An 11805-nucleotide genomic window follows, 5' to 3' on the forward strand; every position below is an offset into this window, starting at 1 on the left:
CAGCTGACTCACGGCCGCTGGGCCGTCGAGGCTGTCCGTATGCCAGGCCAACACCGTATCCCGCGCGTCGTCGAAGGTACCGTCGTAGCGGGCCAGCGGGCCCTCCAACAGATCGACCAGCGGCTGCGCGCGCGTGATCGAGCGCCCCAGGCGCAGGGCCATGCGCACGCGTACCTGCTCCAGGTAACGGCGGGCTGCCAGATCCACTGGCAGCCCATCGGCGACCGCCGCCAAGGTGTCGAGGTGCGCTGGAATCGCGTTCGCCTGACTACGCTCCAGTGATCCGGAGAGGCTGTACCAGAACAGCAGCGGCTCGCGCGCGTCGTACACGGCGCGATCGCGCGGATTCAGCGCGATGTCGGGATTCACCTCATCGAACACGGCGGCGGCCAGATTCAACTGCTTGGCCATCATCAGGATCGAGGCCTGGCGCACGCGCAGGGTGTTGTTCACCACCTGCGCCTGCGGGTGGTCGGCGATGAAGCGGTCGATGCGCTCGACGCTCTGCAGCCAGGCGTCGTCGCCCGCGTTGCCTTCGGGCAGTAAGGTGGCGTCGGTGCTAACGGCGTCGATGGCCTCGCGATCGGCATTGGCGATGAGCGTGTCCAAGGAGTCGTTGGAGCTCTCCACCAGGCTGATGACGGCGGCGTTCGAACTCTCGACGATGGCTTCCACCTGCTCGGTGGTCACGCAGCCGGCGAGGCTGCAGGCGATGAGGCATGCGCCCACCAGGCGCACGAGAGGGGTTGTTCCGTAGGACATGTCGATTTCCTTGGCGCGCGCGGCGCGCCGCTGCGTGTCTCGCGTGACTACTGGGCCAGTTCCTGGGCGAGTTCGTTCACCAGGCGCGCGAAGTCGGGGTTGTCGAAGGTGCGTACGCCGCCCTGGGCCCAGCGTCGCACCACCCGGGCGACCAGCACGGCGGCCTCGCGCAGCTCCAGCAGGCGCCCGACCAGGGGAGTGACCTCGCGCACGGCGGCCTCGAGGGCCGCATCCAGGCGTTCGAGAAAGGCGTCTAGGGGGTCGGCGCCGATGAGCGCCACGCCGTGAGCGGCGACCACGCTCATCAGGGCCTCGATCAGCTCGACCAGGGTCTCGCCGCTGAAGCGCAGCTGATCGGCCGGCGCGGTCACCAGGCGATCCAGCAGGCGAGCCAGGAGCTTGCTCGCCAAGGACTCGCGGTCGGCGAAGACCGCCACGTCATCGCGCAAGGCGAAGGTTAGCGCGATCAATAGGCTGCGCGCCTGGCCCTGGGTGAGTTGGCGGGCGGCGCGCGCCTCGGCGACGCCGCCCGCGAGGGTAGCGACGATGCGCGGGTGTTGCGTGCCCAAGAGATTCGGGGCTTCCTGCACGGCCTCGAGCATGGCGAGCACGCCGGCGTTCGCGAGCTCGGCGAAGGCCGGGACGCGGCGCGTGTCGATCAGGACTTCGGCGAGGATGGCGCGGGCGCCGTCGGCCAGGAGCTGGGGCTGGCGGCGGAACAGCTCGGGGTCCGCGATGACCACGGCAAGCGCCGCACGGACGGCATCCACCAGGGTCTCGCGGCTGACCAGGGAGCGGTGCTCCGCGAGTAAGGCGCGTAGGAAGGCGCCCAATGCCTGGGCCAGGGTGCTGGCGTCGTCGTCGGCGAAGTGCCAGGGCGTCTCGAGGGCGAGGGTCATCAGCTCATCGAGGATGGCCCGCGCTTCGTCCAGGGAGAGGGAGAAGTCCTCCATCGCCGTGCCCAAGGCGCCGGCGGCCGCCGCGATGATCGGTCCGTAGTGACCGCGGGCCAGCAGCTCCGGGCGCGCGGCGAAGGTCACGAGCACGCGTTCCACGGCGGCACCGGCGAGGGAGCGCAGGTTGGGGCGTTGCAGGTCGCGACCGAGCACCTGCTCGACGATCGCCTCGCCGGCGGCGGCGAGTAGGGTGGGTTGGTTGGCGAAGAGATCAGGGCGGGACAGCACGCTGTCGAGGGCGGCGCCGGCGACGCGGCGCAGGGTCGCGCTGTCGAGGAGACGGGTCTCGGGCAGGCGCAACGCGCTCAGCAGCGCCTGCAGGGAGGCGTTGACCACGTCCGTGTGCTGACCGCTGAGCGCCGTGCCCTGTTCGGCGGCGCGTTCCACGGCCACCAGCAGCAGCGCGCGACTGTCGTCGCGACTGAGCTTGCCGTCCTGGAGGGCGTCGGCGAGGGTGGCGGCGAGGCGTCCGATCAGCACGGGGTAGTCGGTGCCGAGCAGGGCGGGTTGCTGGGCCATGGTGCCGAGCACGCCTTCCACCGCGGCCTGCGCGAGGACGTCCCGGCCGAGGGACGGCGCTGCCGAAAGCTCACCTAACACGCGGGTAAGGACGAGGGAGACGAAGCGATCCTCGCGCCCGGCGAGGGTGGGATGCTGGGCGAGGGCGCCCAGGGTGGTCTGCAGGAGCGACTGGACGCCGCCGGGCGTGAGCACACGGGCGAGGCCTGCGTCGGCCGAGAGGCTGGCGAGCGAGCGCAGGAGCTCGTTGAGCCAGGCGGAGCGTTTGCCATCGTCATGCAGCAGCACCGGATCCGCTGCCACGGCGGCGATGGCGGTCTCCACGGCCGCGGTGAGGGTGGAAACTTGCAGCACCTCACGGCCGTCGAGGGCGGCGAGGGAGTCGATGGCGGCGAGCAGGGTGACGCGGGCGGCGGGGCGTGCATCGCTCAGGAGCACGGGGCCATTGGCCTGCACCGCATCGAGGGTGCCTTCGAGTAACCCGCTCCAGTGGGCCTGCAGGAAGCCTTCGAAGCTGGCCTGGGCGCCGATCGTGTCGGCCGCACTGCGTAGCACGTCCGCGGCGAGTTGTTCGAAGGCGCTGGCGTCGTCGTCGCTCAGGCGGTTCACGCGCCGATCGAGCAGCGATGCGACAAGCTGAGGGTAGCCCTCGCCGCGCACGAGGCCGGCGACGAAATCCTCGCCCTGGCGATCGCGCAGGTCCGACAGCACGGAGAGCAGGCGCGGCACCCAGCCCCCCTCGGTCTGCTCGCCGAGCAGTTCGGTGTGGTCGAGGGCGCCGTTCAGAGTGGCACGCAGCACGTGGCGCAGGAGCTGGCCCGGGCCGGTCGTCGCGTCGAGGCCGCCGTCGGGGTCGGCGAAGCGTACGAGCGTCGCCTCGATCACGGGCCGAAGGTCAGCGTCGTGGAGCAGGAGTTCGGCGTTCTCCAGGGTGAGCTCCGCGGCCACCTCCACCACGGCCACGGCGATGCGCCAGGGCGTGGAGCGCTGGCGCTCATCGTGACCAGGCTCTAAGAAGTAGGCGGCACGCAGGATGTCGGCGTCGTCCAGGTTCCACGCGCTGCGCTTGGCGTGCAGGCGTTGGCGGAAGCTGCCGTCGGGGTCCGATACGGTCCAGGTGATCGCATCCGGTAGGTGCGTCTGCATCGCCGCGAGCAGCTCCGGTTCGCTGGCGGCGGGATTGCGCACCAGGGCGTCCAGGGCCGCGCGGTCATCGCCCAGGGGGTCGGGCTGCACGCCCTCGGTGGCGCGCAGGTGGGCGAGGAGGGCGCCGATCATGGTCGGTGCTGACGGTGGCAGCAGCAGCACGGCGTCGCGCAGGGCGAGATCCGCCTGCAGGGCCGCGCTCTCGGCGCGTAGGTTGTCCACGCGGTCGGTCAGGCGGACGAGGCCGCGGGCCACGGAGAGGGCGGCGGCCACCACGTTGGTCGAGACGGTCATCTATCGGCTCCCCGCGCGGGTGTCGCGCGTCGGTTTTCCCCGGGCTTCATCGGCGGCGCGACGGGCGGTCGCGGCGGCGTCGTCGGGGTCGAGGACGGTGGCGGTGCTGAGCAGCAAATCGGAGGGTCGAGGTGCGCTGGCGTTGGTGGATCCACCCGCACGGCCTTCGGCATCGTCGGCGCCGCTGCGCGAGCTCACCACGTTGCGCACCTCGAGCACGCGGTTGACCACCCGCACCCAGAAGGGCGCGCCGAGGCCTGCCATCAGTCCCGCCAGGATCACGCCGAGGAACCACTTCACCATGCCCCCGGCATCGACCGCCCAGGTGCGGCCTACGCTGGTGCTGAAGTCCTGCCATTGCGAGGCCTCGACGGTGCTCGCCGACGCCCCAGCGTCACCGGTCGCGGACGGGTTGCGCGCATCGTGAGCGACCACCCTCAGGCAGCGCGGATCGGTGAGGTAGGCGTCGTCGCAGTAGGGGTAGCGATTCCAACCGATGGGGAAGTTGTCGACGAGTTCGCTGGCGACCAGGCGGCTGGCGTCGCTGGCCTTGGTGAACTCTTCGGTGGCCTCGCCACGGAGGTCCTCCAGTTCATCGGCGAGGGCGCGCAGGTCACTGCCCTCGGGGGCGTTGTCGCGCAGCTCCTGGATCACCGATTGCATTCGTTGGGTGGCAGGTGATGGTGAGCTGCTATCGGTGCTCTCGCCGGAGTCGGTCGGCGATGAATCCTCCTGCGCTGCCGCGAGCAGCGTCTCCTGTTGGGCGAGTACCTGTGTTCTTACCTCGGGGTCGGTGAGGTAGCGGTTGAGGAGGTCGAAGGCGTCGACGTTCACGCCGAAGACCAGAGCGAAGGACGTCGCCACCGTGTACACGCGGCAGCGACGGGTGAACTCCTCCGTGGCGCCCGCGCCGATGGCGGTGTAGCTCTCGGTTAGATTGCCCATGAAGGCGTCCCAGCGCATCGGGCCGACGGTGTGCGCCACCGCTTTGCCGACGGACGAGTCGGCGAAGCGACGGGCGAACTGGGGCTCGGGCAGGCTCTCCACGGCGTAGCGCGAGGCCAGCCAGCCGCGCCAGGCGCGGACCAGGCGAAAGACCTGGCGGATCACGAGGAAGCGGCTTCGAGGCACGCCGAGGCTGCGACGCACCCGCTCGACGCGTCGCGCGCGCAGTCCTGTCTCCGCCTCCAGGGGCGGGCGCAGCTGCGTGTCCGCGTCGCCGCTGGCTGTTGCTTCGCGCACCTCGTCCTTCGCCCTCGGCAACGCCTCGTGGTAGGCCACCGGCAGCATCGTCATCTCGACGATGAATTCCGCCAGGGCGTCCTCCTTGGTCGCGTCGTCGCCGGCGCCACCGTCGAGCAGCGGGGCGATCCTGCTCGTGTACAGTGTGACCAGCGACTCGCGTAGTATTGCGGCGCGCCATCGGAAGGTGCGCTGCCAGATGCCCGTGAGTGCTGCCACCGCGGTGGCGAGCCCGAGCATGGTGAGGGCGAAGGCGAGGAACGCCTCGATCAGCGGCAGGAACCCATCCATTGGTGATGTCCTCGAGCGATTGAGCGCACGTCGGCCCGGCCAGCGCGACGGCTTGAGTCTATCAGTAGCCCTAGCGCTGATTATGGTTCTATGGCCTCAGGGGCTGCAGCAGGCAGACGACCGCGAGGCCCGATGGACGGTCAGGTGAATTCCGCCGATCAAAGCGGTGTTGGGTAAGGTCACGGAGGACCACACAGATCATGAATGGCTTCAGCAGGGCGGCCGCCACGGCCAGCCTCCTCTTCTCGCTCCCATTGCCCCTGTTGGGTAACGAGGTTACGGCCACCTACGCCGGCGGTGTTCTCACCTTGAACGGCGATGGCGACGGCAACGCGCTAGTGCTGCTGGATGCCTCAGGCAGCGGTGACGAGATCATCCTTGGCCTCGCCGGCACCACCATCAACGGGCGGCGGGTCGTCCGCTTACCGAGCACCGTGCGGCGCTTGCAGGCGGAGCTCGGTGCCGGTGCCGACCGGCTGGGGCTCGGCCAGCTCACCACGCTCAATCTCGCCGACGTGGCGTTGGGGGAGGGCAACGACGTCCTGTTCACGCTGGCGCCCGTGACGCTGCAGGTCACCTTTGGCCTGACCATCGATGGGGGCCCCGGGGATGATGCCGTCGATCTCACCGATGCCAGCGTGGGGACGGATCTTCAGATCATCGGCGGCGACGGCGCGCTCGAGGTGGACCTGACGGACGTCAGCGTCGGCCGCGACGCCACCATCACCGGCGCCAGCGAGGCTGACGCGTTCACTCTGCGCGAGGTGACGGTCGGCGGTGCGGCGGCCTTGAGCACCTTCAGCGGCGACGACGCCGTGACCCTCAGCAATCTCCTCGTGGACGGCGCCTTGACCGTTGCTACCGAGGCCGGCGTAGACGCCGTGCGCCTCGAATTCGTCACCGCCGGCGGCCCCGCGCAGATCGACACGGGCGCGGACAACGATGTGGCGGCGATCACCGACACCACCGGCCTCGATAGCTTCAGTGCGCGCTTCGGTGCGGGCGAGGACGTGGTCAGTGGCACGCGCGTCAGTGCCGAGGGCGAGGTGCTGTTCGACGGCGGGGATGGCGTCGACACCCTGACCGACAATGGCATCGAGGGAGTCGCAGGGACGCAGATCGTCGCCTTCGAAGTGCTCCTGCCCTGAGTCGCCGATACGACGAAGCGACCCACGCCTGCGCCGTGCGGGACCGAGACCAGCCGCCGACTCGCTAAACTGACGCTTTGGTGTTAGCGGAGGCGTTGGGATGAGGAATTCTCTGGTGATGGTGTGCATCGCCTGGGCGGCGACCATGGGCGCGGCGGCGGCTGACAACGCCCCAACCCCGACCAAGGAAGTGGTCGTCGACGGCCTCGCAAGCCCCTGGAGCATCGCCTTCCTGAACGATCGCCAGGCGCTGGTGACCGAGAAGCAGGGCGACCTGCTCCGCGTCGACCTGGAGCGGGGGACGACCGCACCGATCACAGGCCTGCCGAGTGACCGGGTCCGGGAAGCCGCCGAGGGCACCCCGGGTGACAACAGCGGCCTGTTCGATGTGGTCCTACACCCGAACTTCGCCGACAACCGCCTCCTCTACCTCTCCTACGCAGCCCGCAAGGGAGACACGCGAGGACTGAAGGTTGTGCGCGCCAAGTTGGGTGCTGCGGGCCTGGCCGACGAACGCGCCATCCTCGAGGCGACGCCCTTCACGCCTAATGAATACCATCACTACGGTGGAGGTCTCGCCTTCGGTCCGGACGGCAAGCTCTACATCACCGTGGGCGAGCGGGTGTTCCGCGAGTCCGACGAGCCGCCGCTCCCGGTGGCGCAGGACCTCACCGACCTGCGCGGCAAGGTACTGCGCCTGAACGACGATGGCAGCGCGCCGCAGGACAACCCTGACTTCGGTGCCGATGCGGTGCCGGGGCTCTACGCCGTCGGCTTGCGGGCAGCGCAGGGCATCACGCGCCACCCCCGCACGGGTGCGCTCTGGTTCTCCGAGCACGGCTCGCGCCAGGGAGATGAGATCAATCTGCTCGTGCGCGGCGCCAACTACGGGTGGCCCATCCGCACGGCGGGGGGCTACCGCGACCGCGACTACGCCCCGCCGCCGCTCGGCGACGAGGAGGGGCGCACCTTCACCGCGCCTGCGTGGTCGTTCCCGGCGACGGTCGCGCCCACGGGCCTCAGCTTCTACTACGGCCGCGACTTCCCCCAATGGACGGGCGATCTGCTAGTCCCTGGTCTGTCGCGGGGGAGCCTGTGGCGCCTGCGCCTCGACGGCGCGCGCATCGTGGGCGCCACGGCCCTGTTCCCTGAGGATCGGGTGCGCGCGCGCAAGGTGGCGGTGAGCCCCGGCGGCACGCTCTACCTCCTCACGGACACGCTGTTCACGGTCAGCGCGGAGGGGGCGATGCAATACGCGGGGGCGCCCGACGGGCAGCTCATCCGGATCGTGCCGGCGGGCGAGGGTCGCTGATCCAACGGGGCTGCGCACGGGCGCCAGGCGCGGGCCGCCGACGCCGGTGAAGCGCCGTCAGAAAACATAGTTTCATTTGATTGTCAGATTGCATCGTGGGGGCGCGAAGACCAGGGCACATTCACATTCACACAAGGATCACGACCATGTGCCTGCCCCGCCTCTTCTCCGGTTTTTCCCGCGTCTCACGCCCCTTCGCCGCCACCACGGTGATGTGTGCGGCGTTGTTCGCGAGCGTCGTCACGAGCCCCGTGGCCCTCGCCCTCGACGAGAGCGATGAGCTGCAGCTCAGCAACTGGCGGGTGACGGGCGCGACGCCCATCGACGGGCAGACCGTCGAGCTCTCGCTCACCGCTTCTCTCACCAACCTCGGCTCCGGCGACTGGACCAACGCCGTGGCCACCAGCGACTTCATCCCCGGCTACGCCGAGGTGATCGACAATCGCCTCGACTTCGGTCCCATCCCGCCCTTCGGCCGCACGGCCGCGAACGACGACATCGTGGTGCAGCTGCCCCGTGGTGCCATCGGCGCCCTGGTGCAGCAGCTGCGTGCGGGAACCGTGCCCTTCCAGGTGAACGGCTACGACACCCTCGAGTTCTCCGTGCCCGTCGCCTTCGTCGACCGCGACACGGACCTGGTGTTCCTCCTCGGCGAGCCCGTCGGCGACAACCTGGTGCTCGAGTTCACTGCCTCCACGCCGCTCCTCGAGAGCCTGGCGCCGGGCATGGTGTTCATGGAGGACATCACCCCGGGCGGCTACCACGTGGTGGAGATCCCGCCGTCGCTGCTGCCCGGTGAGGTGGTGGACGTGCGCGAGTCGGGCAACAGCACCCTGGTGGAGCTGGCACCGGTGAACCTCCTGGACGTGTTGGGTAGCGGAACCATCGACGCCGGCGTCGACTTCACGCCGGGCATCGAGAGCACGATCAGCGAAGAGACCTACCTAACGCTCATGAACGGCTGCGTGGACGAGACCCACGAGCCGGACGACGGCGGCCTCGAAGAGCCCGTCGCCTGCACCTACGCAGCCCTGCCCATTCGCTTCAACGACGTCGACTTCGGCGCCGGGCTCTCCGTGAGCGGAGAGATCCTCCTGCGCGCCAGCGGCATCAACCTCGAAGTGCGCCTGCGCGACGGCGAAGTGCATCGCATCGCCACCCGCATGACCTTCGGGTACGTGATCAACGCTCAGGTGAAGGCCACCAGCGACGCCGTCATAGCAGCGCAAGAGCAGCGCCTGTGGGGCGTGACCCTGCCGGCCTACACGGTGCTCCTCGGCGGCTTCCCCATCACCATCACCCCGGACCTCGATCTCTACCTCGGCGCGGAAGCCAACCTCACCGCCGGCACCGTGTTCTCCGTGTCCCAGGCCACGGAGATCGGTACGGAGATCGGCTGGAACGACGGTCAGTACTACGCCGAGCCCATCGCCGAGGCCGAGCCCATCACCTTCGCGACGCCCAGCCTCACCTCCGACATCCAGGCCAACGCCAAGGTGTGGGCGGCCCTCGACGCTGGCCTCACCATCAATGGCGCGGTCGGCCCCTACCTGCGCGCCTCGCTCTTCGGCGATCTGTTCGTGAGCCCCGTGAACGATCCCTGGTGGGTGCTCGGTGGTGGCCTGGAGACGGCCGCTGGCTTCCAGATCTCCCTGCTCGGCATCGACCTCGCCAACTGGGAAGCCCCGCTCAGCGCCCAGCGCCTCGGCAACCTGAAGGGCGTGCGCCCGCCGGTCGACGCCATGTCCCCGACCTCGCCTGTCTCCGGCACCAACGTGCGCTGGGCCCAGGCCCTCACCAACGGCCCCGGCACGGGCGCCGTGGAGCACAGCACCGTCGCCACCCTGGCCGACGGCGGCACGGTGGTCGCCGGCAACCGCGCCACTGCAGGCTTCCTGACCAAGATGGCCGCGAGCGGTGACGTCGCCTGGGAGAAGGAGCTGATCGGTATCGAACCGGTGCGCGTGGTGGAACTGGATGACGGTGGCCTGATGGTCGCGGCCAACGGCCTCACCGACTCCTGGCTGATTCGCCACGACGCCGACGGCAACCGCGAGTGGTACGTGAGCCACGACGTCGCCACCCAGTGCTTCGTCTACGACATGGCCGTGTTCGAGGACGACCTCGGCAATCCCGCGTACCTGATGGTAGGCCGCGAGACGGACGGGCCGATCACCAACCGCGACCCCTGCGCCTACCGCCTCGACCACGCCGGCAACGTGGTGTGGGCCAACACCTACGTTAGCCCCGGCGCGGATTGGGTCGAAGCGATCACCGCCACCAGCGATGGCAACTTCGTGATGGTGGGCAAGACGGAGCACGACGTCGGCACCCTGCGCTCGCAGAACGCGCTGGCGATGAAGATCGATGCCCACGGCGCCCTGCTCTGGGCCACCGCCTTCGGCACCAAGGCCGCGTCGGAGTTCGAGAGCGTCACGGAGCTCGAGAACGGCACCCTGATCGCCGCCGGTGGCCTGCTCGGCACGGTGGTCGATCTCTACCCCGCCCTGTGGGTGGTCAACATCGAGCCTCAGTACGGCGGCGCCATCGCCAACGTGATGCTGGCTCAGGACTACGAGTGGGAAGAGTTCATCGACAACACCTCCGACGCCGCCATGCCCGGCTGGACGCCCACCAGCGGCGGTAACACCCCCTACGACATCGCCCACTCGGTCACGGCCGTGCCCGGTGGCGTGGTGGTGGCGGGCTCCACAGGTCTCGGCGACGACACCGCCATGTGGGTGGCGAACTTGAACCCGAGCCTCGGCGTGAACTGGATGACCACCTACGACGGCAGCCTCGGCGATGAGCTGCACGCCGCGGCCTGGATGGACGACGGCCTCGTGGTGGCCGGCCCCTCGCGCTCCTTCGTGCCCCTAGGCACGGGCGGTGACGATGCGCTCTACGTGGCCAAGCTGCCCCGCGAAGGCCTCATCGACTACACCGCCGGCGTGAGCAACGCGACGTCCCGCTACCTGCAGCCGCTGGTGTTCCGCACCTCAGGCCTGCCGGACTTCGACGGTGGCGACTTCGCCGACCCGGTGGTGCCCTTCGTGGTGACGCCGGCGGTGCACAGCCTGGGCTCGGCCGTGCCGCAGGCGGAGACGGAGGTGTCGTCGACGGTGACGCGTCTGACCGACTAAGTCGACAAACCGTCTCGCGGATCGAAGGCGTGGGCACCGGGTGGTGCTCACGCCTTTCCTTATTGAGTGGCGAACAGGGTACGTTCGGCGCTAGCGCTTGTGTTGCGAGGAACCGTGCCAGCGTACGGCCTCCGAGCCGACGACGCTACCGAGCTCACGAAGCCCTTGCCCGCGACCTGCGACCGCGTCGGCTCGGATATCGATCCGGTATGCTCTGGTCACACCGGCTACTGATCTGAGCGCGACACCATGACGGCGCAAACTCCAGAACAACGAGAGAAGCAAGCCCTGCACGCGGTGGAGCAGGCGCTGGAGCAGGACACGATCAGCCAGCGCGAGTGGTTGGAGACCCAACCGCTCCCCGACGAGGTGAAGGCGCGCGCCCTGGATCTGCTTGGGCGCGTGTCAGGCCTCGCGCCGCACGAGGAGCGTCCGCCGCAGCTGATGCACGGCATCACGGCGCCGCCCGGCACCCAGATCGGTGACTACACCATCGAACAGCTGCTGGGCCGGGGTGGCATGGGGTCGGTGTACCTCGCCCATCGCCAGCACGAGGGCGTGCTGCAGCGTGTGGCCCTCAAGTTGCTCAACCAGAGCTTCTCCCGGGCCAACAAGCAGCGCTTCCTGGTGGAGCAGCAAGCCCTCGCGCGGCTCCACCACCCTTACATCGCGGCCTTCGTCGACGTGGGCGTGTCCGCTGACGGCCTCAACTACTTCGCCATGGAGTATGTGGAGGGCGAGGAGATCTGCGCCTACTGCGATCGGCAACAGCTGAGCGTCACCGAACGGATTCGCTTGTGGTTGAAGGTCAGCGACGCGGTCAGATCTTCCCATCGCAAACTGATCATCCATCGCGACATCAAACCCAGCAACGTGCTGGTGACCGAGCACGGCGTGCCGAAGTTGATCGACTTCGGCGTGGCCAAGAATCTCGAGGAGACGGACTCTGAGCTGACCAGCGCCTTCGGTGCCCAGCTCACGCTGGACTACGC

Annotated in this window: 7 protein-coding genes; 4 read left to right on the forward strand and 3 right to left on the reverse strand. The window is 69.1% G+C overall.

What is annotated here, in order from left to right:
* The 3 genes from AAF184_21760 to AAF184_21770 all read right to left on the reverse strand — a co-directional run.
* A partial coding sequence (locus AAF184_21760) for a hypothetical protein (protein MEO0424977.1) occupies nucleotides 1–762 on the reverse strand: 762 nt, incomplete at its 3' end.
* 47 nt (nucleotides 763–809) lie between these two features.
* Nucleotides 810–3677: a hypothetical protein gene (locus tag AAF184_21765; protein MEO0424978.1), complete on the reverse strand. Its 2868-nt coding sequence runs from the start codon at nucleotides 3675–3677 to the stop codon at nucleotides 810–812.
* Complete coding sequence (locus AAF184_21770; protein ID MEO0424979.1) at nucleotides 3678–5210, reverse strand: hypothetical protein; 1533 nt, start codon at nucleotides 5208–5210, stop codon at nucleotides 3678–3680.
* A gap of 200 nt (nucleotides 5211–5410) precedes the next feature.
* Here AAF184_21770 and AAF184_21775 point away from each other — a divergent pair, with 200 nt between their 5' ends.
* The 4 genes from AAF184_21775 to AAF184_21790 all read left to right on the forward strand — a co-directional run.
* Nucleotides 5411–6358: a hypothetical protein gene (locus tag AAF184_21775; protein ID MEO0424980.1), complete on the forward strand. Its 948-nt coding sequence runs from the start codon at nucleotides 5411–5413 to the stop codon at nucleotides 6356–6358.
* 100 nt (nucleotides 6359–6458) lie between these two features.
* A complete protein-coding gene (locus AAF184_21780; protein ID MEO0424981.1) occupies nucleotides 6459–7670 on the forward strand; it encodes a PQQ-dependent sugar dehydrogenase in 1212 nt (403 codons plus the stop codon).
* Between the two features lie 146 nt (nucleotides 7671–7816).
* Nucleotides 7817–10813: a hypothetical protein gene (locus AAF184_21785; GenBank protein MEO0424982.1), complete on the forward strand. Its 2997-nt coding sequence runs from the start codon at nucleotides 7817–7819 to the stop codon at nucleotides 10811–10813.
* A gap of 249 nt (nucleotides 10814–11062) precedes the next feature.
* Nucleotides 11063–11805 (forward strand): serine/threonine-protein kinase (locus AAF184_21790; protein MEO0424983.1); only part of this gene is annotated, 743 nt, incomplete at its 3' end.

Source organism: Pseudomonadota bacterium, from assembly GCA_039815145.1.
Lineage (GTDB): Bacteria > Pseudomonadota > Gammaproteobacteria > Steroidobacterales > JBCBZW01 > JBCBZW01.